This is a genomic window from Nocardia sp. BSTN01, from assembly GCF_015354405.1.
Lineage (GTDB): Bacteria > Actinomycetota > Actinomycetes > Mycobacteriales > Mycobacteriaceae > Nocardia.
The window spans coordinates 39,969-60,867 of record NZ_JADKYP010000045.1 but is presented as its reverse complement, the minus strand read 5'-3'; the positions used below and the strand labels follow the sequence as shown (position 1 = coordinate 60,867).

The 20,899-nt window shown below is 68.0% G+C and carries 18 protein-coding genes; 6 read left to right on the top strand and 12 right to left on the bottom strand.

Translation table 11 applies throughout. From position 1 onward, the window contains the following. On the top strand, positions 1–467 hold a 467-nt coding region (locus tag IRT45_RS27480), incomplete at its 5' end, for a hypothetical protein (protein ID WP_228535236.1). Position 468: 1 nt separating this feature from the next. Then, positions 469–1,062 carry a GTP cyclohydrolase I FolE gene (gene folE, locus IRT45_RS27475; protein ID WP_194808752.1) on the top strand — a complete coding sequence of 198 codons (594 nt, stop codon included), beginning with the start codon at positions 469–471 and terminating at the stop codon, positions 1,060–1,062. A gap of 8 nt (positions 1,063–1,070) precedes the next feature. Here the strand turns inward: folE and IRT45_RS27470 are convergent, their stop codons facing one another. From IRT45_RS27470 to IRT45_RS27460, 3 genes are all read right to left on the bottom strand, one after another. After that, a complete protein-coding gene (locus IRT45_RS27470; protein ID WP_194808751.1) occupies positions 1,071–1,559 on the bottom strand; it encodes an LOG family protein in 489 nt (162 codons plus the stop codon). An 84-nt stretch (positions 1,560–1,643) separates the two neighbouring features. Further along, the gene (locus IRT45_RS27465; RefSeq protein WP_194808750.1) at positions 1,644–3,032 is read right to left on the bottom strand and encodes an Hsp70 family protein; all 1,389 of its coding nucleotides are present in this window, start codon (positions 3,030–3,032) and stop codon (positions 1,644–1,646) included. Positions 3,033–3,186: 154 nt separating this feature from the next. After that, entirely contained in the window at positions 3,187–4,509 is a 1,323-nt protein-coding gene (locus IRT45_RS27460; protein WP_036506686.1) for a UDP-glucose/GDP-mannose dehydrogenase family protein, read from the bottom strand. Positions 4,510–4,633: 124 nt separating this feature from the next. Between IRT45_RS27460 and IRT45_RS27455 the strand changes: the two genes are divergently transcribed. Further along, a complete protein-coding gene (locus IRT45_RS27455; protein WP_309241177.1) occupies positions 4,634–5,170 on the top strand; it encodes a YdcF family protein in 537 nt (178 codons plus the stop codon). 71 nt (positions 5,171–5,241) lie between these two features. On the opposite strand, the gene IRT45_RS27450 is transcribed toward IRT45_RS27455, so the two are convergent. Then, entirely contained in the window at positions 5,242–6,294 is a 1,053-nt protein-coding gene (locus IRT45_RS27450; RefSeq protein WP_194808748.1) for a hypothetical protein, read from the bottom strand. Between the two features lie 138 nt (positions 6,295–6,432). Here IRT45_RS27450 and IRT45_RS27445 point away from each other — a divergent pair, with 138 nt between their 5' ends. Next, entirely contained in the window at positions 6,433–8,076 is a 1,644-nt protein-coding gene (locus IRT45_RS27445) for a hypothetical protein (protein WP_309241176.1), read from the top strand. A 159-nt stretch (positions 8,077–8,235) separates the two neighbouring features. On the opposite strand, the gene dcd is transcribed toward IRT45_RS27445, so the two are convergent. The 8 genes from dcd to IRT45_RS27405 form a co-directional block, all read right to left on the bottom strand. Then, positions 8,236–8,835, bottom strand: coding sequence for a dCTP deaminase (dcd, locus tag IRT45_RS27440; RefSeq protein ID WP_194808747.1), 600 nt, complete (start codon positions 8,833–8,835; stop codon positions 8,236–8,238). A gap of 68 nt (positions 8,836–8,903) precedes the next feature. Next, the gene (locus IRT45_RS27435) at positions 8,904–12,659 is read right to left on the bottom strand and encodes an ABC transporter ATP-binding protein (RefSeq protein ID WP_194808746.1); all 3,756 of its coding nucleotides are present in this window, start codon (positions 12,657–12,659) and stop codon (positions 8,904–8,906) included. Beyond that, positions 12,656–13,999: an LLM class flavin-dependent oxidoreductase gene (locus IRT45_RS27430; RefSeq protein ID WP_194808745.1), complete on the bottom strand. Its 1,344-nt coding sequence runs from the start codon at positions 13,997–13,999 to the stop codon at positions 12,656–12,658. The genes IRT45_RS27435 and IRT45_RS27430 overlap by 4 nt, the downstream gene beginning before the upstream one ends. A 39-nt stretch (positions 14,000–14,038) precedes the next feature. Further along, positions 14,039–14,779 (bottom strand): ABC transporter ATP-binding protein, encoded by a 741-nt coding sequence (locus tag IRT45_RS27425; RefSeq protein ID WP_309241175.1) that lies wholly within the window; start codon positions 14,777–14,779, stop codon positions 14,039–14,041. Then, positions 14,755–15,609, bottom strand: coding sequence for an ABC transporter permease (locus IRT45_RS27420; RefSeq protein ID WP_194808743.1), 855 nt, complete (start codon positions 15,607–15,609; stop codon positions 14,755–14,757). The genes IRT45_RS27425 and IRT45_RS27420 overlap by 25 nt, the downstream gene beginning before the upstream one ends. A 4-nt stretch (positions 15,610–15,613) precedes the next feature. Beyond that, complete coding sequence (locus IRT45_RS27415; RefSeq protein WP_228535234.1) at positions 15,614–16,699, bottom strand: ABC transporter substrate-binding protein; 1,086 nt, start codon at positions 16,697–16,699, stop codon at positions 15,614–15,616. Positions 16,700–16,752: 53 nt separating this feature from the next. Then, positions 16,753–17,964, bottom strand: coding sequence for an ROK family transcriptional regulator (locus IRT45_RS27410; RefSeq protein ID WP_194808742.1), 1,212 nt, complete (start codon positions 17,962–17,964; stop codon positions 16,753–16,755). A 92-nt stretch (positions 17,965–18,056) separates the two neighbouring features. Next, positions 18,057–18,227 (bottom strand): hypothetical protein, encoded by a 171-nt coding sequence (locus IRT45_RS27405; RefSeq protein ID WP_194808741.1) that lies wholly within the window; start codon positions 18,225–18,227, stop codon positions 18,057–18,059. 74 nt (positions 18,228–18,301) lie between these two features. Between IRT45_RS27405 and IRT45_RS27400 the strand changes: the two genes are divergently transcribed. Both IRT45_RS27400 and IRT45_RS27395 read left to right on the top strand, forming a co-directional pair. Next, complete coding sequence (locus IRT45_RS27400; RefSeq protein ID WP_194808740.1) at positions 18,302–19,288, top strand: TauD/TfdA family dioxygenase; 987 nt, start codon at positions 18,302–18,304, stop codon at positions 19,286–19,288. A 143-nt stretch (positions 19,289–19,431) separates the two neighbouring features. Next, positions 19,432–20,892, top strand: coding sequence for an NAD-dependent succinate-semialdehyde dehydrogenase (locus IRT45_RS27395; protein ID WP_194808739.1), 1,461 nt, complete (start codon positions 19,432–19,434; stop codon positions 20,890–20,892). The last annotated feature ends 7 nt before the right edge of the window (positions 20,893–20,899 follow it).

Genomic DNA, 20,899 nt, shown 5'->3' with positions numbered 1-20,899 from the left:
TCATCATGGGCATCGCGGCTCTGATCCTCTGGCTGCTCACCGCCGGCGGAGGATTCTTCCTGCTCGCCACCTGGATCACCAAAGGCGGTGCACGACAACCAAGTTCGAGTCATCTGCCACCACCGGTGGTCTTCGGGCACTTCCTGCTCGCCGCCGCCGGACTGGTCGTGTGGATCGTCTACCTCGTCATCGACAACGACGTCCTGGCGTGGGTCGGATTCGTCCTGCTCCTGCCCGTCGCGCTGCTCGGATTCGTCATGTTCTTCCGCTGGCTACCGGTATTCCGCGCCCGCACCGCGAACCAGGCCGCCGTCAGCCACGCGGCGGCGAACCCGGCCGGGGCGAGCGAGACCGCGGAACCCGCCGAGCGGCATTTCCCGGTGGCGATCGTGGGCGGACACGGCGTCCTGGCCGTCGCGACCCTGGTACTCGTGCTGCTCACCGCTCTCGGCGTCGGTGGGAGCTAGCGTGTCCGTCCCCGCGTTACACGTCGTCCACGACACCGGCGCCATCGACCTACCGGTCGCCGAGGACGCCGCTCGCACCTTCCTCACCGCGCTCGGCGTCAACCTCGACAGCGAACATCTGCAGGCCACGCCGGGCCGGATGGCGCGCGCCTACGCCGAACTGTTCACCCCGCGCTCGTTCGACCTGACCACCTTCCCCAACGAGGAGGGTTACGACGAACTCGTGCTGGCCCGCCGCATTCCGTTGCGCTCGGTCTGTGAACACCATCTGCTGCCGTTCGTGGGTGTGGCCCACGTCGGGTATCTGCCCGGCGACCGCATTCTCGGACTGTCGAAGCTGGCCCGCATCGTCGAACATTTCTCCCGCCGACCGCAGGTCCAGGAGCGGCTGACCAAGCAGATCGCCGACTGGCTCACCGAACACCTCGAGCCCAAGGGCGTCGGCGTGGTCATCGAGGCCGAACACACCTGCATGACCCTGCGCGGAGTCCAGGCCGCGGGCACGACCACGGTCACCTCGACCCTGCTCGGCACACTGCGCGAAGACGCCCGCTCCCGTCAGGAGTTCTTCTCCCTCACCGGAATCGCGCCATGAGGCGAGGGTCAGCCGCCGGGCCGAGCACCTGACACGGCGAATGCGACCGCCTCGGCCGCATTCGCCGCCCGGTGACTCCCCTCGACCGTTCGACCCTCGGCATCGAGGATCTGCCATCCACCGATCGACACCACCGGCACGTCCCCACGTCGATTGGCGAGTGCCAACTCCGACAGCGTTCCCCAGGAACCGCCCACCACGATCACCGCATCCGCCGACCGGACCAGAATCGCGTTGCGCGCCTCGCCCATATCCGTGTACACGACGGCGGAGAGACCGTCACACACACCCGTTCGGCCGGTGTCCGGCCGGACTCCGATCACCAGGCCGCCTGCGGCCGACGCCCCCTCGGCGACCGCCGCCATCACCCCGGTTCCGCCGCCGCACAACACGATCGCGCCGGCCCGAGCCAGCAGCCGCCCGACCTCCCGCGCGGTGTCGGCCTCGGCATCCGTGCAGTCGCGCGGCCCACAGACCGCGACCTGAACAGGGGGCATCTCACACTCCTCGGGCCTGCCGATAGGTGAGGAACAGGCTAATCCGATTCACGGAACCGCCTGCTGCGACAGCGGCGAAACCACCTACTGCCGGGGCGGGAACGGCGGCAGCAGCGGCGGAATGGTCGGCACCACGATCGGCGGCAGGCCCGGGACGACGATGGTCGGCGGCCCCGGCGGCGGAGGTGTGGTCGTGGTGGTGGGCGCCTGCCAGTTCGGAGTGGGCGCGGCCACCGAGGCGTTGGTGGCATCGGTGGTCGGCGCGACCGAGGGGTCCGCGGAGGCGCGCGGCGGCGCGACGGGCACCGAAGTGGAGGCGGAGGTGTTGCTCTGGGAATCGCCGCGGAGAACCGATTGTCCCCAGCCGAGCCCGATCCCGAGCGCGGCGACGACGACCAGCGCACCGACCGCCACCCCCGCCACGCTCAACTCCCGGCGACGACCGGCACCGACGGCACCCACCTTGCCGCCGAGTGTGCTCGCGGCGCGGGCTTTGTTCCGTTTGCGCGCGCGGCGCAGCGCATCCTCGGACAGCCACACCGGCGCCAATTGCACGGTGTCGTCGGCGGATCCGGGCCCGGGAGCCTGCGGAACGGGCGCGGGTGCGGCCACCTGGGCGGGGCGGGCGAGCAGTGCCGCGCCGCGCACGATCACCGTCTCCGGGTCGGCGGGCACCAGCACCGGCATCCCCATCCACCGCTCCAGAATGCGCGCGATCAGCGGTATCCGGGCGCAACCGCCGATCACGAAGACCGCCTGCACGGCCTGTTCGGAGCGCATCATCACATCGCGGGTCATGCGCGCCGAGGATTCGACGGCGAGCATGATCAGCGCTTCGAAGTTCTCCTGCGACAACAACACCAGGCCGTGCTCGGACGGCACCGCGACCGCCGTGGTGCTCGACAGCTGCTCCTTGGCCTGCCGGCACACGCCGTCCAGGGCCGCCAAACCCTGTGCGGTGGGCGGATGTTCGATCCGGCCGGAGGCGATCTGCTGTTCGCGGATCAGCGAATCCAGATAGTCGCCGCTGATATCGCTGGTGCGCTCGCTGTGGCTCACCGTTCCGGACTCGACGTCGATCACGCTGACCGAGAGGCCGGAACTACCGAGGTCGTAGAGCGCGACCGTGCGATAACCCTGCAGTTCACCGGTGGCGCGCAGGAATTCCCGGGCCGCCGCGACCTCGGGCACGAGTTCGTAGTTGGTGAGCTGGCGGCGCGCGAGGGCGCCCCGCAGCGTGCGCGCATGCTGTTCGTTGCGATAGGCCAGCGCGGTCGCGGCGATCTCGGGTGCGGAACCGAAGACGGCGCCGACGGTTTGGGCGGCCACATCGTCCATGGACTGCTGTTCGGCGACCGGCATCGCCTGCACGTCGTAGGCGGTGGCGACGAATCGTTCGGCGGAGTTACCGGGATGTGGGATCGCGACGCGAATGGCGCCGGCCCCCACCGAAACTCCCAGTACCGAACTCATCTGCCGCCCATCTCGTTTCACGCTTCACGACCGGTAGGCCCCGGCCACCGCCCCCGACGGCCTGCGCTGGGCCGTGCGAGCGTTCCCAGGCCGCCATGAACGGGCCCGATGCGCATGCCGCAGGGCGCCGCCACTCTACCTGGCTCCCGCCACACTACGACGTGCCGAGTCCCGCGTACACCCATCCCGCGGCGGTCCACGCGGCGCGCTCGAGACAGTTGCGTCCGTCGATGATGGAACGCCCGCGCACCACCGGCTCGAGGTCGCGCGGCGAGAGTGCGGTGAACTCGTCCCATTCGGTGAGAACGAGCACGACATCCGCCCGATCACACGCCTCCGCCACCGAGGTCGCGTAATTCAGCGTCGGAAAGACGCGACGGGAGTTCTCCAGCGCTTTCGGGTCGTAGACCGTGACCACCGCGCCATGCAGCTGGATCATTCCGGCCACGTTCAGCGCGGGCGAATCGCGCACATCGTCGGATTCCGGTTTGAAGGCCGCGCCCAGCACCGCCACGTTGGCGCCCAGCAGCGAACCGCCGCACGCCTTGGCCGCCATATCGACCACCTTGGTGCGCCGGCGCATATTGATGTTGTCGACCTCACGCAGGAACGCGACCGCGTGATCGGCGCCGAGCTCCCCCGCGCGGGCCATGAACGCGCGGATGTCCTTGGGCAGGCAACCCCCGCCGAAACCCAGCCCGGCGTTGAGGAATCGCCGGCCGATGCGGGCGTCGTGGCCCAGCGCGTCGGCCAGCATCGTGACATCGGCCCCGGTGGCCTCGCAGACCTCGGAGACGGCGTTGATGAACGAGATCTTGGTGGCCAGGAACGCGTTGGCCGACACCTTCACCAGTTCCGCGGTGGCGAGATCGGTGAGCAGGAACGGCACCTGCGCCGCGATCAGGTCGGCGTAGATCTCGCGCACCTGCGCTCGCACCCAGTCGGCGCGCTCGCGTTCGCCGTCGACACCGAGTACCAGCCGGTCGGGCCGCAGGGTGTCGCGCACCGCGAACCCCTCCCGCAGGAATTCCGGATTCCAGGCGACCTCGACATCGGTGCGGGCCCGGGATCGCATCCGGCGGCCCAGTTCCGCGGCCGTGCCGACGGGCACCGTCGACTTGCCGATCAGCACCGACGGCCGCTCCAGCAGCGGCGCCAGCGAATCGGCCACGGCGTGGACATATTTCAGGTCCGCGCCGTATTCCCCCTTCTTCTGCGGGGTGCCGACGCCGAGGAAGTGGGCGTCGGCATGCGCGGCCGCCTCCTCGTAGGAGGTGGTGAAGCGCAGTCGCCCGGCGTCGAGGTTGCGGCGCAGCACCGCTTCCAGGCCGGGTTCGTAGAACGGCACGACGCCGTCGGACAATTTGGCCACCTTGCCGGGGTCGATGTCCACCCCGAGCACCTCGTGACCGAGCTCGGCCATGCAGGCGGCATGGGTGGCTCCCAGATATCCCGTCCCGAATACCGTCAGACGCATAGTCGATTGATACGCGCCGGGTATGGCCGGTCCGCGTCCACGAGGCGAGGGCGCAGGCAACAGTGGGTGTACAGGGAGAAACCGCCGCCGATCAGCGCATTCGCCGACCACTTACCATCGCAGAGTGCGAAAACGGTGGTGGTTGCGCGGTGCGGTGGGAGTGGTGCTCGTGCTCGCCGTCGCGGTGGCGGCGCTGTGGCCGGTGTACGTGCGGCCGCGAACCGACGCACCGCGCCCGGCCGATGCCATCCTGGTCCTCGGCGGCGCGCACGACGGCCGCGAGGAGCTGGCGCTGCGCCTGGCCCACGACGGTTACGCCCCGCAGGTGGTGTTCTCCGATCCCTACGACCACTCCCCGCTGATCAATCGAATCTGTCACGGCGGATACAGCTTCCGCGTGAGCTGCTTCGACCCCGACCCGCGCACCACGCGCGGCGAGGGACGCGAACTGGCCGCCCGCGCGGCACGGGAGAACTGGCGGCGCGTGATCGTGGTGACCTTCACTCCGCACATCTCCCGCGCCCGATATGTGCTCGGAAAGTGCTGGGGCGGTGAGGTTCTGCTCGTCGACGCGCATCCGCGCATCGGGGTGGCACGGTGGGCCTATCAGTACCTGTACCAGTCCTCGGGATACGTCAAAGCCGCCTTCGAGGACTGCTGAACCGGCGACGCCCGTCGATCCCCGGCACCGGCTCCACGACCTCCGGCTCACTCACCGGCCGATCCGCCACCTCACCGATCGGGCCTCGGAAAAAATTGTGTAGCACCACCTTCGGGAAGCACCGGCCCGGAATGGCCGGCGATACGCACCCGCTCGTCCATGCGGTCACGGATGTGGCGGACCCGCTCGTCGACCGCGGTGCGCGGCGCGTACGCGGACACCGAGAGTGCGTAGAGCGCCGCCGCGTCGTCGGACTCCGCCCGGCGTTCCTGCAGCGCCACACCGAGATCCGTACCGTAGCCCAGGTCGACGGCCGCCCGGTCGGCCCGGTAGTCGATGCGGCGCACGACCGGCACGAGAGCGCAGGCCGCCACCTCCGGAGCGATACGCAGCAGCAGCGCGGCCGGAAGCCCCACGATCACGGTGGTCGCCGCGATCGCCGGGCAGGCGACCAGCACCCGGCTGACCGCACTCCAGCCGATACCGAAGATCCGGGCCGCCGGTGGTGTCATCCGCCGCGTCAGCCATGCTCCGACCGCGGCAGGGCCCGAGAGCAACACCCGCTCCAGCCACACCAGCGGCAGATTGAAGTACCGGAACACGAACTGGCACAACGCCACCCGCCCCTCGGACCGATACCCGAGCTCGCGGGCGAGCACCGCTTCGAGTTCCCGGGGCGGCGCACCGAGTACGGCCGCGGGGACCGCGATCATCCGCCGGGGCAGCAGCAGTTCACGCTCGCTCTCCCGGATCCACAGCGAATGAGACGAGGAGGCGATGCCGGATCGCCGGGACACCCGCTCCCACGCCGTCGTCAGCGCGTGCCGCTCGCCGGGGGTGGGCGCGCGCACTCCGAAACGCGCCGACACCCACCGCCGCTCGGCGCCCAGGAAGCACACCACCGCGACGAGCACACACACCACCAACCACACGATGGCGAGAATGCCGAGGGTGCCGAAGCCCATCGCCAAACCGAGCCCGTAGAGCACCACCGTGAGGATCGCCGCGGTGGGTGCGGCGGCCAGTACCAGCGCCGTCCAGGAGCGGATCCGGTCGGTCGCTGAGGGCCGGATGGCCGCGCCCGCACCGGGGTCGTTCGCCTTCGCTGTCGAGTCAAAGGTCATGCACCACGGTAAAGGGAGAGCGCAAAACCGCACGTCGCGGGGCGTTACACGGCGGTAACCGAGCGGCAAAACGGACACCACATCGGGCCTGCACCCTCGAAAGGCCGCGCCGAGCGCGGGAACGATGAGGAGTAGATCGTGGTTGATGTGCAAACCCGTCCGGCGACCGCCGCCGCCGCGACGAAGGAAACCCTCGAGGACTACACGCTGCGCTTCGCGCCCCGCAGCTATCGCAAATGGAGTCCGGCCGTGGTCGGCGTCTCCGCGCTGGGTGGTATCGCCTATCTCGCGGATTTCTCCATCGGCGCCAACATCGGTATCGCGAATGGCACCGGAAATGCGTTGCTGGGCATCGGCATCTTCGCGATCATCATCATGATCACCGGATTTCCGCTGGCCTACTATGCCGCCCGCTACAACATCGATCTGGATCTGATCACCCGCGGCAGCGGATTCGGTTACTACGGTTCGGTGATCACCAACCTGGTGTTCGCCTCGTTCACCTTCATCTTCTTCGCCACCGAGGGATCGATCATGGCGCAGGGCCTGAATCTGGGCCTGCACATTCCGCTGTGGCTGGGTTATCTGCTCTCCACGGTGCTGATCTTCCCGCTGGTCGTCTACGGCATGAATACGCTGGCGAAACTACAGGTCTGGACGACGCCGCTGTGGCTGCTGCTGATGGTGTTGCCGTTCGCGTTCCTGCTGATCCGCCACCCCGAATCGATCGACTCGTTCTTCGCCTACGGCGGTAAGGACGGTGCGGGCGTGAGCCTTTCCGGTGCGCTGCTGGCCGCTGGTGTCTGTCTGTCACTGATCGCGCAGATCGCCGAGCAGATCGACTATCTGCGGTTCATGCCACCGAAAACCCCGGATAACGCGCGCAAATGGTGGGGCTGGATGCTGCTGGCCGGCCCGGGCTGGGTGGTCTTCGGCGCCGTCAAACAGGTCGTCGGCCTGTTCCTCGCCGTCTATCTGATCGCGAATCTGCCGGGAGCACAGGACATCGCGAATCAGCCGGTGCATCAGTTCCTGGAGATCTATCGCGATATGGTTCCGTCCTGGCTGGCGATGACGCTCGCGGTGGTGCTGGTGGTCATCTCACAGATCAAAATCAATGTGACCAACGCCTATTCGGGCTCGCTGGCGTGGACCAACTCGTTCACCCGCGTCACCAAGACCTATCCGGGCCGGCTGGTTTTCCTCGGGGTGAATCTGGCGATCGCGCTGATCCTGATGGAAGCCAATATGTTCGACTTCCTCAACGACATCCTCGGCTTCTACGCCAACTGCGGTATCGCCTGGATCGTCACCGTCGCAACGGATATCGCGGTCAACAAGTATCTGCTGAAGCTCTCGCCCAAACAGCCCGAATTCCGGCGCGGCATGCTCTACAACTTCAATCCGGTGGGCCTGGTCGGCTTCGGATTGTCGGCGGTGCTGTCGATCATGACCTTCTTCGGCGTCTTCGGTGCGGCGTTGAAACCGTATTCGCCGATCGTCGCCGTCGTGATCGCCTTCGTCGCCACCCCGCTCACCGCCGTCCTCACCCGGGGTAAGTACTACCTGCGCCGCGGCGACGACGGAATCGAGCTGGACATGTTCGACGAACACGGCAACCCCTCCGGTGAAACCCTCACCTGCCACGTCACCGGAATGGACTTCGAACGCCCCGACATGATCGCCTCCGCGGTCCCCGGGCCGGAGGGCGAAATCCAATACATCAGCTCACTGGCATTGTCGACGGACAAGTCGGGCGCGCACGTGCTGCCGCCGAGCTGACGCCCGGCCCGGTCGGCGACATGCCCGCCGATCCGGGTTCGGCATGGCTGAATCAATCGTGCAAACCTCACCGATTCCGACGTTTTTCGCCGATTTCCGGCGAGGTTTGCACGAAAAGTTCAGGCCCCAGCCCAACCACGCTTCCAGCAAGGGTGCTGTTCAGGACTCCGCGGGTTGCGGAATCGAATCCTCCGGCAGCGGGAAGTTCATATACGCCCGCGAGGGTGTGGGCCCGCGCTGACCCTGATATTTCGAGCCGGCCGCCGCGCTGCCGTAGGGGTGTTCCGAGGGGCTGCTCAGGCGGAACAGGCACAGCTGGCCGATTTTCATCCCCGGCCACAGCGTGATCGGCAGATTCGCGACATTCGACAACTCCAGCGTGATGTGACCGCTGAAACCCGGGTCGATGAATCCCGCCGTGGAATGAGTGAGCAGGCCGAGCCGGCCGAGGCTCGATTTACCCTCCAGGCGTCCGGCCAGATCGTCGGGCAGGGTGCAGACCTCGAGCGTCGAACCGAGGACGAATTCGCCCGGATGCAGGACGAACGGTTCACCCTGGTCGGGTTCGACCAGGGTGGTCAGTTCGTCCTGGCGTTGCGCGGGATCGATATGGGTGTAGCGAGTGTTGTTGAACACTCGAAACATTCGATCCAGCCGCACATCGATACTCGACGGCTGAACCAATTTCTCGTCGAACGGTTCCAGCCCGAGCCGCCCGGCGGCCAGCTCGGCACGGATGTCGCGATCGGAAAGCAGCACGGCGGTCAGCCTAGTAACCCGTGTTCGCGGGCCCGCACCCGCACAGCGAACCGCGCCGCGCCGCCTCTCTACAACCGCGCCGATTCGCGGTCGTCCTCGCTTCGCGACGCCCCCACATACGCCCGCCACAGCGCCGCGTAGGTTCCGTCCGCGCGCAGCAGTTCCGCGTGCGGGCCGACCTCCGCCAATCGGCCGCCCACCATCACCGCGACGAGGTCGGAATCCGCCGCGGTCGCCAGCCGATGTGCCACCACGATCGTGGTGCGGCCGGCGGTAAGCACGTCGATGGCCGCGCGGACCCGGGCCTCGGTGGCGAGGTCGAGGGAGGCGGTGGCCTCGTCGAGGATGAGGATGTCGGGTTCGACGAGTTGCGCTCGGGCCAGGGCGAGCAGTTGCCGCTGCCCGGAGGACAGCAGCCTGCCCTGCGGTCCGATCGGGTGGTGATAGCCGTGGTCGAGTCCGGCGATCATCTCGTGGGCTCCGACCGCCCGGGCCGCCCATTCGATCTCCGCCGGATCGGCGTCCGCTTTTCCGTAGGCGATGGCGTCGCGCACGGTGTCGCCGAACAGGTACGGCTCCTGCGGCACCACGCCGAGTCGTTTGCGGTAGTCCTCGAGCCGGAACTCGCGAATATCGGTGCCGTCCACCAGGATTCGCCCGCCGCTCGGGTCGTAGTAGCGGGCCAGGAGTTTGACCAGCGTGGACTTTCCGGCTCCGGTCTCGCCCACCAGCGCGACCCGCTGCCCGGGTTCGATACGCAACGTCACGTCGTGCAGGACGGCGGCGTCCTCGGGCCGGTACCGGAAGCTCACGTCCCGGACCTCGATCGCACCGTCGACGCGGTGCACCGCCTGCGGCCGCGCCGCCTGCGGGGTGGCGACCTCGACCGCGAACAACCGGCCGAGCCGATCGACACCCACGACCGCCTGTTGATAACTGTCGAACACCTGCGAGAGCTGCTGAATCGGGGCGAAGAGCAGATCGATGTAGAGCAGGAACGCGATGAGCGTCCCAGCGCTCAGCGCCGCGCCGCGCACCTGATGCACGCCCACGGCGAGGACGGCGGCCGTCGCGACCACCGACAGGAATTCGATGAACGGGAAGAACACGGCCATCAGGGTCTGGCTGCGTAGCCGCGCGTCGCGGTACTCCCACGACAGCCGGTCGAACCTGGCCTGGTTCAACCCTTCCCTGCGATAGGCCTGCGTGACCTTGATGTTGTCGACGTTCTCCTGCAGATAGGCGTTGACCGCGCTGACCTTGTCCCGCGCCGTGTTGTAGGCGGGCACCGACAGCCGGCGGAACCACACCGTGGCGGCGAGGAGGATCGGCATCAGCGCCAGCACCACCACGGCCAGCCGGGCGTCGATCACCAGCAGTGCGATCACCACGCCGCCTATGGTCAGCGAGGAGGTCAGCGCGGTCGACAGTCCGGTCTGCAGGAAGGTGGACAGACCGTCGACATCGGTGGTCATGCGGGTCATGATCCGGCCACCCAGTTCGCGTTCGTAGTACTGCAGGCCGAGCCGTTGCAGCTGGGCGAACGTCTTCACCCGCAGGCCGAACAGCAGCCGTTCCCCGGCTCGCCCGGTCACCCGCACCTGCGCGACGCTGATCGCCCAGTCGACGAGTACCACCGCGGCCGCGAGCGCCGCCGCGCCGAGCAGGACGTCCCGCGCGCCGACCAGAACACCCCGATCGATGCCGTAGCGCACCAGGACCGGGATCAGAATCTGCGCGATCGCGTCCAATGCGACCAGGCCCAGGCCGGCCAGCAGCGGACCGGCGAACGGCCGCAGCAACCGGCGCAGCCCGAAATCCGGATCGGCTGTGCGAGTGAATGTTGCGGACACCTCGGGTTCACCGGTTACCGGTGGCAGCGCGTCGATGAGGGCCTGCACATCACCGCTGGGCGGTGCGGAGGTCATCATGCCGCCGCCGCGCGCGAAACCGCCCGCCCCGGCCGCATGGTGGGAGAACGCCCGCGCCATCTGCTCCAGGGTGCGGCTCTCGTCGCCGTACTCGGCGGGTTCGGCCCACAGGATCTCGGTCGGCACACCGTCGGTCGTACTGCGCAGTGTCGCACCGATGTCCGCGACATCCGGCGGTGTGAACAGCGTCGCGAACAGGGCTCCGGATTCCTGGAGCTCGGCCAAGGTGCCCGATTCCGCGACCCGGCCCTCGTCCAGTATCACCACCCGATCGGCCAGGGCGAGTGTCGACACTCGGTGTGCCACAACAACTGTCGTCCGGTGTTGAACCTCGGCGGCGATGCGTTCGAAGATGGTCTGCTCCACCTTCGCATCGATCGCGGACGTCGCATCGTCGAGCACCAGCACGGGGGCGTCGGTGATCAGCGCCCGCGCCAGCGCGAGTCGCTGCCGCTGCCCGCCCGAAAGTCGTTGCCCCCGTTCGCCGATCGGGGTGTCGAGCTGTTCGGGCAGCCGCCGGACGAAGTCGTCGGCCGCGGCCAGATACAGCGCGTGCCAGACCTGATCGTCGGTGGCCTCCGGACGGCCGTAGGCCACATTCGCCCGGATGGTATCGGCCATCAGGTGCGTGTCCTCGAAGACGATGGCCACCCGGCCGCGCAGATCCGGCATCTCGCGCACATCCACGCCGTCGAGCCGCACCACCCCGGCATCCGGATCGATCAGCCGCGGCAGCAGTGCGGTCAGAGTCGATTTCCCGGATCCGGCGCCGCCCGCCAGCGCCACCGTCGCACCGGCGGTGATGGTCAGGTCCAGGTGGTCGAGAACCGCGGTGTCGCCGATTCGCACGCTCACCCCGGACAGGTCGATCCGCGGCGGCGCGGCGGCCGCGGCGATCGGGGGGACCACGGCCGCCTCCCGGCCCGGGCCCGCATCGATGACCTCGCGCACCCGATCCAGTGACGCCTTCCCCTGCTGGCTCACCGTGAGCAGTGTCGAGAACTGCCGCACCGGGCTCACGAACGAACCCAGATACGTCATGAACGCCAGAAACGTGCCCAGGCTGATGCTCTGGTGGAGGGCGAGCAGACCTCCCACCACCAAGATGAACACCTGGCCCAGCGCCGGCAGCGCCGCCATCGCGGGCGTGAACCGGCTGGTGAGCCGCACGACGCGCAGCCGTGACCGGAACAGGTCACGGGCGCGCCGCTCCAGCTCACCGGTCTCCCGGCGCTCCTGCCCGAACCCCTTGACCACGCGGACACCGGCGACCGCGGACTCCACCCGCATCGCCACCTCCGCCGCCTGGGCCTGCGCGTCCCAGTTGGCGGGGAACAACTCTCGCTGCGAGCGCCGGGTGACGAACCACAGGGCCGGCAGCAGCACCAGCGCGATACCCGCCAGCGGCAACGACATCGTCGCCATCAACACCAGTGCCGCCCCCAGCAGCGCGGCGTTGCCGGTGACGATCGGAATCAGTTGCAGGAACATCTGAATCAGCGTGATGTCGCTGATCGCGCGGCTCACCACCTGTCCGGTGGACACCGCCATCTGTTCGCGCCCGGGCATCCCCACGAGCGCGGCGAACAGATCCGACCGCAGATCGAACTGGACGCCCAGCGACAGCGTCGACGAGCACACCCTGCGCAGCATCGACAGCCCGAACCGGAGCACACCGATGACGATCAGGACGGTGACGGCGGCGGCCAGCGGTACCCGGGAATCGCCCAGCGTATCGACGACGTGGCGCACCACCAGAGGAAGTGCCGCGGTCAGCACGGCACTACCGAGGGCGCCGGCGACCGCACCCGCGACGGCACGCGGATGCGACAGACATCGATGCAGCAGATATCGCACCCACCCCTGATCGGCAGCCGAATCCGTCCGGCTCACTGCGCGATCGCCGCATCGGCGGCCACGGCGAACCGGTTCTCCGGACGCGCCAATCCATAGTGCCCGCGCAAGGTGGTCGCCTCGTATTCGGTACGGAACAGGCCGCGTTCCTGCAGGATCGGCACCACCTCGTCCACGAACCGCTCCAGCCCGGAGGGCAGGGCGGCCGGCATCACGTTGAATCCGTCGGCGGCGCCGTCGGTGAACCATTCCTGGATGGTGTCGGCGACCTGTTCCGCGGTGCCCGCGAAGGTCCGGTGCCCGCGACCGCCACCGAGGCGCGCGATCAGCTGACGGACCGTGAGTCGTTCGCGGCGAGCGAGGTTGACGATCAGCGTGAACCGGCTCTTCGCGCCCTGGATCTCGTCCTCGGTCGGGAGATCCGCGGGCAGTTCGCTGTCCAGATCCAGCGCCTCCACCGGCAGCTTGAACCGCTCGGCGAGGGTGCGGCGCTGGTATTCCGGCTGGATGAGGCGGGTCAGTTCGTCGTCGAGTTCCCGCGCGTGCGCTTCGGTGTCGCCGATCACCGGGACGATGCCCGGCAGGATCTTGACGGTGTCGGGGTCGCGTCCGAGCCGGCGCGCCCGCTCCTTCAGATCGGCGTAGAACTGCTTGCCGTCCTCGAGGGTCTGCTGCGCGGTGAAGACCGCCTCGGCGTAGCGGGCGGCGAACCCCTTCCCGTCCTCGGACGAACCGGCCTGCACCAGAACGGGATACCCCTGCGGCGACCGCGGCACATTGAGCGGCCCCGCCACCCGGAAGAACTCGCCGATATGGTTGATCTCGCGCACCTTGTCCGGGTCGGAGTGAATGCCGAGTTCCTTGTCGCCGATGAAGGCGTCGTCCTCCCAACTGTCCCAGAGCTTTGTTGCCACATCGACGAATTCGGCGGCCTTCTCGTAGCGCAGCCGGTGGTCGGGAACGTCGTCGAGGCCGAAGTTGCGGGCCGCGTCGGCACCCGCGGTGGTGACGATATTCCAGCCCACCCGGCCGCCGGACACCCAGTCCACCGAGGCGAATCGCCGCGCCAGATTGTAGGGATCGTTGTAGCTGGTCGAGGCCGTGGCGATGAGGCCGATGCGGCGGGTGCGCAATGCGATCGCGGTCAGCAGAATCGTCGGCTCCAGCTTGCCGACCGGCCGGCGGCCGGGATCACCCTGCAGCACCGGCGAATCCGCGAAGAAGATCGAGTCGAAGAGGCCGCGCTCGGCCGTTTCCGCCAGATGGATGTAGTGCTCGATATTCAGGTGCGCCAACGGGTCCGATTCCGGCAGCCGCCACGACGCCTCATGGTGGCCGGTCGACATCAGGAATGCGTTCAAGTGCAGGGTTCTGCTCATCGGGGTTCGACAGTCTTTCCGGTAGTGGATGATCGGCGCTCAGGCCGCGATCGGATCGGCGCCCAGCGCGCTCAGCAGCGAGCGGCGGATCCGCTGGAACTGCGGTTGCGCCGGATCGCGCGGGCCGTCGATATCGATATCGATATCGACGTCGATGCGCCCGCGGTCCAGAATCAGCACCCGCTGCGCGAGGGTGATGGCCTCGTCGACGTCGTGGGTCACCAGCAGCACGGTCGGGCGATGAGCCGCGACGAGGCGGCGCAGCAGGGCGTGCATGCGGATGCGGGTCAGCGCGTCCAGGGCGCCGAAGGGTTCGTCGGCCAGCAACAGTTCCGGCTCGCCCACCAGGGCGCGAGCCAGCGCGGCACGCTGCTGCTCGCCGCCGGAAAGCTCGCCCGGCCATGCCTTTTCGCGTCCGGCGAGGCCGACCTCGCCGAGCAGCGCGGAGGCCGCGGCCCGACGGGAACGGGGCTGACCGTAGAGCACATTGGGCAGCACCCGCTTCCACGGCAGCAACCGGGAATCCTGGAACACCATGGACGTCCGGTCCGGCACCCGCAACAGGCCTTCGCCCGCCACACCGTGATCGATGCCGGCCAGCGCCCGCAGCAGCGTGGACTTGCCGGATCCGCTCTTGCCCAGCAGCGCCACGAATTGGCCCTCGGGGATGGTCAGATCGACGGTGTCGAGTACGGCTCGGCCGCCGAATCTGCGAGTCAGCCCGTTCAGTTGCACCCCCGCACCGGGGTCGGGGGTCAGTCCGCCAGTGTTTGCCGCCACGACAGCACCTTTCGCTCCAGGATCCGGATTCCGGAATCGCATGCCAGGCCGAAAATTCCGTAGACGGCGAGCGCGACGAGGATGACGTCGGCCTGGCCGTAGTTCTGGGCGTCCTGCATCATCTTTCCCAGACCGTCGGTCGCGTTGACCGACTCGACCACCACCAGCACCAGCCACGACGTATTCACCGCGAGCCGCAGTCCGAGGAAGAACCCCGGCAGCGATCCGGGAATCACGACCTGCCGGATGAAGTCGAAGCGGGAAACGCCCTGGATCTCCGACAGTTCGACGAGCCGCCGGTCGATACCGGTCAGTGCGGAATGCGCGGGCACGTAGAGGGTCACCGCGGCAGCGAGCATGATCAGCACGATCTTGAAACCGTTGCCGATACCGAGCCAGAGAATCATCAGCGGAACCAGGCCCAGCGTGGGAATCGAGCGTTTGAGCTGAACCACGCCGTCCACCAACGAATCTCCGACCCGCGACAGGCCGGCGATCAGCGCGAGGGTGGTGCCGATCAGAATGCCCAGGAACACCCCGGTGGCCACGCGCTGCATGGACACCGCGATATCGGTGAGCAGTCGACCGTCGGTGAGCAAGTCCCACCCGGTCGTCACCACCGTCCACGGGGCGGACAATTTGCGTGGATCGAGGAGTCCGAGATAGGCCCCCGCCGACCAGGCGGCGAGCAGCAGAACCACACCGACCAGCCGCGCGAACGGGATCTGCCGGCGCAGGCCGAGACGGCGGCGCGCGGGCCGGGCGGTGAAGCCCGCGGCGACGGCGGGGCGCGCGCCGAGAGCGGGAAGATGTGCGGAGACGACGGTCATCGGGTCACCCCTGTGCCTTGGTGCGATATTGCGGAGCCACCGCGTCGGCGGCGATCTTCTCGAATCGCCGATCGAACAACTGATGGGCGTCGAAGGATTTTCCGAAGGCACCCGAGGAGGTGATCAAGTCGATCGTCTGCTGTTCCCAGTCGATCGACTTGTCCCAGTTATCCGGGAAATACGGCCGTTCGGTCGTGGCCATGATGCGGCGGCCGTCGGCCTCGCTCACGCCCTGATTCTTGACGTAGTAGTCGGCGATCCAGCGGTCCTGGTTCTCCCATTCCCAGACCTTCGCGCGCGCCCAGAATTTGACGAATTCCGTGACGGCCGCGAGCTTGTTGTCGTCGGCCAGCACCGCGGTCGGCGCCCAGAGAATGCTCAACGCGTCGACCGCGTCGGACGGCACCGTCCCGGCACCCTCGGATCGATACTGCGCGAGGTATTTCGTCAGCGACGGCTCGGCCAGCGGCGCCACATCGACCTGTTTGCCCTGCAGCGCGGTGAGGAATTGCGGGCTGTTGAGCTGCACGAGTGTGACGTCGGAGGTTGTCAGCCCGGCCTGCTGCAAAGTCCGCAGCACCACACCGCCCTGGGCTTGGCCGGGTGAGAAGGCGATCTTCTTACCGCGCAGGTCCTGCAGGCTGTGGATAGTGCTGCCCGGGGCGGTGGCCAGGCCGTAGTTGGGGGTGCTGCGCCACAGCACGGCGACGATGCGGGTGTCGAGGCCCTGCGCGTGTGCCTGGATGGACGGTATTCCGGCATTACTGGCCAACTCGACCGCGCCGCCCTTGAAGGCCTGGATCACATCCGGGCCGGCGGAGACATTCGGCCAATCGGGCACGGTGAAGGGCAGTTTGTCGATCTGGCCGCTACTGGTCAGGGCGACCTTCATATCCGTGGCCGAGATCTTCAGCGAGGTGCCCGGCGGCACGCTGGTCGGTAGCGGTTTGCTGAAGTCGGCGGACCCTCCGGAGGTCGCACAGGCCGACGAGGCACAGGCGGCGACCAGCACCACGAACGACGCCGCACCGACCCTGCGGGTGAGGCGCATCCTACGCGTGGACGGTCGCGTTTCGATGAGCTTTCTCATCTATCGATCGTCGCGAATTCTCTTGCGGCCCACAATATTCGGTCTACTTAAAATTACCGAGACTCGAACTGCGGTGACTCGAACCGCGACCCGGACTCCTCCTTCCGGTGCGCACCGAACCCGTCCGGTGCGACGGCGAGCGGATCGGCGTAGAGGCGATGCAGCAGCACCGCCGCGGCGGCGGTCTCCAGCGAGCGGTCGGGAAACGACGTGCCGATGATGCGGTGCCGCGCGGAACGCACCTGCGCTCGCGCGGCGATCGCGTCGAAGTAGGTGGCGCGCACCGCCGGCAGGCCGGTGAAGGCCCGGTCGGTGATGATCAGCGTCTCCGGATTCAGCACATCGAGCAGCGCGGCGGCCACCGCGGCCAGTCCGCGAGCCCGATCCTCGAACAGGGCATGGGCCCGTGGATCGGTTTCGGCGGCGGCGATGAGCGCCGGAATCGTGGGCTGCGCAGTGAGCCCCAAACCGGCCGCGCGCCGTTCGAGCGAACGGTCGGAATAGGTGTCGAGCGGGCCCGGGCCATCCGGACCGAGGTCGGACGGTACGAGCGTGGCCAGCGAGCCGGCCGAGGAACCGGGGCCGTAGTGGACCCGGCCGTCGACGGCGAAGGCCGCATCGATGACATTGCCGACGAACAGCACGGCGGCCGAGGCATCGAAATCCAGAGCGCCGAACAGTTGTTCCGCGTGCACCATCGCGCGGGCATGGCTGTCCAGTTCGACCGGCAGGCCGGTGAGCCGCACCAGCACGTCCCGGACGGGCGTGTCTTCGAGCCGCAGCAGCGGGTGCGAGAGCACCACGCCGGCTTCCGGATCGACCCAGCCCCCGGTCGCGACGCCGACCCCGGACAGGCGAGTGCCCTCCGGAAGATCGCGGCGCAGCGCGGCGAGTGCGTCGGCGGCGTCGGCGACCAGATCCGCTCCCTCGAGCGTGCGATGCGGGACCAGCGCACCGGCGACGATGGCGCCGGCGATGTCGACTACCGCCACCCGGGTCTGGGTGGCCGCGAAATGGATGGCCGCCACCGCATTCCGGCGATCGAGCTCCAGCGGCGAATGCGGCCGGCCCACCCGCTGCGAGCGGTCCACCGGGGGCGATTCGCGCAGCAGACCCGCCTCGAGCAGCGCCCGGGTCTGACTCGTCACCGTCGCCGGGGACAGCCCCGCGTGGGCGGCGACGACCGAACGCGATGCGCCACCCAATCCCAAGATCGCGCGGAGTACCGCGCCCGCGGCCGTCGGCCACCCTCTCGCCGGTCTCATAGGCCTCGGTCCCGTCTGGTCCCCATACGTCTCCGGCCGACCCTACGAGACCGGGCGACGTTCGGCACCGTTCCGCATCAGCGTGATCCGAACTAGGACAAATCGGCCGAGCAGCGCGCCGGGATGCCATTGTAGAACCGCCCGGAATTTCTTTGCCGGGAAAAATAAATAACGCGGATATTTGAAATCACGGCGACGGCAACAAGTGCGGCGGAAGTGGTTCCGAAATTATCATCGGAGCCGTCGTGGGGATCGGAAATCATTGCGCCCCACGATATCTCCCGCACCAATGGCGACTCCCGGCCCGGTGCATCCGAATGCGATGGAGTGTAGTGACATGACACTGGCTGTCGAAAAGAACGAAACGACCGAAAGTAATGACGGCGCCTTCACCGTGCAACGGGTGGCCGGGCATATCGGCGCGGAAATCGGTGGATTGGATCTGAGCAAGCCACTCGACGACGAGACCGTCGCGCGGCTGCGCCGCAAACTGCTGAAGTACAAGGTGCTGTTCTTCCGCGACCAGCACCTCGGCCACGCCGAGCAGATCGAGTTCGGCCGCCGCTTCGGCGAGCTCACCCACGCGCATCCGCACGAGGACGCGCCGCCCAGCGATGCCCCGCAGATCCTGACCATCGATCCCCAGGTCTACGAGCGGCGCTACGGCTCGGCACGACCGGACTCCCAGGAGCGCCAGTACAGCTACTACAGCGGCTGGCACACCGATGTGACGGCCTCGGTGAACCCGCCGGCCATCTCCATCCTCCGCTCGGAGGTGGTTCCGGAATTCGGCGGCGACACCACCTGGACGAATCTCGTTGCGGCATACGAGGGTCTGTCCGAGCCGCTGCGGGCGTTCGCCGACGGACTCACCGCGGTGCACCGGTTCTCGGCGGGCCGCAAGTTCGACGACAACGAGGCCTACGCGCGCCGGATCAACGACAATCTGCTGATCTCGGAACATCCGGTGGTGCGCGTGCATCCCGAAACGGGTGAGCGGGCGCTGTTCGTCAACCCCGGCTTCACCGACCACATCGCCGGGGTCTCTCCCGTCGAGAGCGCCAAGATCCTCGAGCTGTTCTTCGGCCACCTCAGCAGCCCCCGGTACACGGTCCGGTTCCGCTGGGACGCCAACAGCGTCGCCGTCTGGGACAACCGCTCGACCGCCCACCTCGGCCCCCAAGACCTCGGCCACCTCGACGTGACCCGGACCCTGCACCGGGTGACCGTGGTCGGCGACCGCCCGGTGGGCCCGGACGGCTTCGTCTCGCAGATCATCGCGGGCGAGGAGTTCACGACCGAGGCCAACGTCAAGGTCTCCTGAGGAATCGGCGGCCCACCCCGCCCGGTGGGCCGCCGCAGCCCCGCATCCCGGCGGATGTTTCGTGCGCCGTGGGCGGGTAGCCACCCCTTGACACCGGCCGACACCGACCGGGTCGGCTTCCGTCGTACGAGGAGTGGTGACCGATGACATCGACCAACGTCCAGCCGATGAGCGCCTCGGGTCCCGACGCCGAACCGTTCGAGACGATCGACGCCTATACCGGCGAAACCCTCGCGGAACTGCCCTATCTGGCGACCGAGCAACTCGATGCCCTGCTCGAACGCGCGGACCAGGCGTACCGGTCGTGGCGCGCGACACCGGTCGAGCAGCGCGCTCGGGTGGTGTCCGCGGCGGCCGATCTGATGCGCGAACGCAAGGACGACCTCGCCCGGCTGATCACCCGCGAGATGGGCAAACGTATTTCCGAGAGCGAGTTCGAGGTCGACCTCGCGGCGAGCATCCTGCAGTACTACGGCGAGAACGGACCGCGAATTCTGCAGCCCACCGCGCTGCCGGTGGACGAGGGTGAAGCCCAGGTCGTCAACGCGCCGCTGGGAGTGCTGCTCGGTATCGAGCCGTGGAACTTCCCGCTCTATCAGGTGGTGCGGTTCGCTGCGCCGAATCTGGTGCTGGGCAACACGATTCTGCTCAAACACGCGAAGATCTGCGCCCTCACCGCGATCGAGATGCACAAGATCTTCACCGACGCCGGCGCACCCGAAGGGGTCTACACCAACGTCTTCCTGCGGATCTCGGATGTCGAGCACGTCCTCGCCCACCCCGCTGTCCAGGGGGTATCCCTCACCGGCAGCGACGCCGCCGGTGCGTCGGTGGCCGAGATCGCCGGGCGGCACGTCAAGAAATGCGTGCTCGAACTCGGCGGCAGCGACCCGTTCATCGTGCTCGATGCCGACGATCTGGACGACACGATCGATGCGGCGACCACCGGGCGAATGGCGAACACCGGTCAAAGTTGCGTCGCCGCAAAGCGTTTCATCGTTCCGGACGAACTCTGCGACCGCTTCGTGGCCGGTCTGGCCGAACGGTTCGGCGCATTGCGCCCCGGCGATCCGTCGGATCCGGAAACCACACTCGGACCGCTGTCCTCGACGAAGGCCGCCGACGACCTGCTGGAACAGGTTCAGGATGCGCGCGAGAAGGGCGCCACGGTGGTCACCGGCGGCGGCCGACCGGACGTACCCGCGCCGGGGCGGCGGGACGCCTTCGTCGAGGCGACGGTGCTGACCGATGTGACCCCCGAGATGCGCGCCTATTCCGAGGAGCTGTTCGGCCCGGTCGCGGTGGTGTACCGCGTCGGCGGCGAACGCGAGGCGATCGAGCTGGCGAACACCTCGAAGTTCGGTCTCGGCGCCACCGTGTACAGCAGTGACCCGGACCGCGCGCGAGCGGTGGCCGAGCAGATCGACAGCGGCATGGTGTGGATCAACCATCCGACCTCCTCGCAGGCCGATCTGCCCTTCGGCGGGGTGAAGCAGTCCGGTTTCGGCCGCGAACTGTCCGAACTCGGCATGTTCGGCTTCGCCAATCGCAAACTGATCCGCTCCTTGCCCCGCAAGGCCGCATCCGCCGGTGTCGCGGGCTGACCGTTCG

What these genes read in the sequence shown, in the direction of transcription:
- IRT45_RS27470 (WP_194808751.1), bottom strand. Translation starts at nt 1,559, where the DNA reads ATGCCCCCTGTTCAGGTCGCGGTCTGTGGGCCGCGCGACTGCACGGAT.
- IRT45_RS27465 (WP_194808750.1), bottom strand. Translation starts at nt 3,032, where the DNA reads ATGAGTTCGGTACTGGGAGTTTCGGTGGGGGCCGGCGCCATTCGCGTC.
- IRT45_RS27460 (WP_036506686.1), bottom strand. Translation starts at nt 4,509, where the DNA reads ATGCGTCTGACGGTATTCGGGACGGGATATCTGGGAGCCACCCATGCC.
- IRT45_RS27450 (WP_194808748.1), bottom strand. Translation starts at nt 6,294, where the DNA reads ATGACCTTTGACTCGACAGCGAAGGCGAACGACCCCGGTGCGGGCGCG.
- IRT45_RS27430 (WP_194808745.1), bottom strand. Translation starts at nt 13,999, where the DNA reads ATGAGCAGAACCCTGCACTTGAACGCATTCCTGATGTCGACCGGCCAC.
- IRT45_RS27420 (WP_194808743.1), bottom strand. Translation starts at nt 15,609, where the DNA reads ATGACCGTCGTCTCCGCACATCTTCCCGCTCTCGGCGCGCGCCCCGCC.
- IRT45_RS27415 (WP_228535234.1), bottom strand. Translation starts at nt 16,699, where the DNA reads ATGAGAAAGCTCATCGAAACGCGACCGTCCACGCGTAGGATGCGCCTC.
- IRT45_RS27410 (WP_194808742.1), bottom strand. Translation starts at nt 17,964, where the DNA reads ATGAGACCGGCGAGAGGGTGGCCGACGGCCGCGGGCGCGGTACTCCGC.
- IRT45_RS27405 (WP_194808741.1), bottom strand. Translation starts at nt 18,227, where the DNA reads ATGATTTCCGATCCCCACGACGGCTCCGATGATAATTTCGGAACCACT.
- IRT45_RS27400 (WP_194808740.1), top strand. Translation starts at nt 18,302, where the DNA reads ATGACACTGGCTGTCGAAAAGAACGAAACGACCGAAAGTAATGACGGC.
- IRT45_RS27395 (WP_194808739.1), top strand. Translation starts at nt 19,432, where the DNA reads ATGACATCGACCAACGTCCAGCCGATGAGCGCCTCGGGTCCCGACGCC.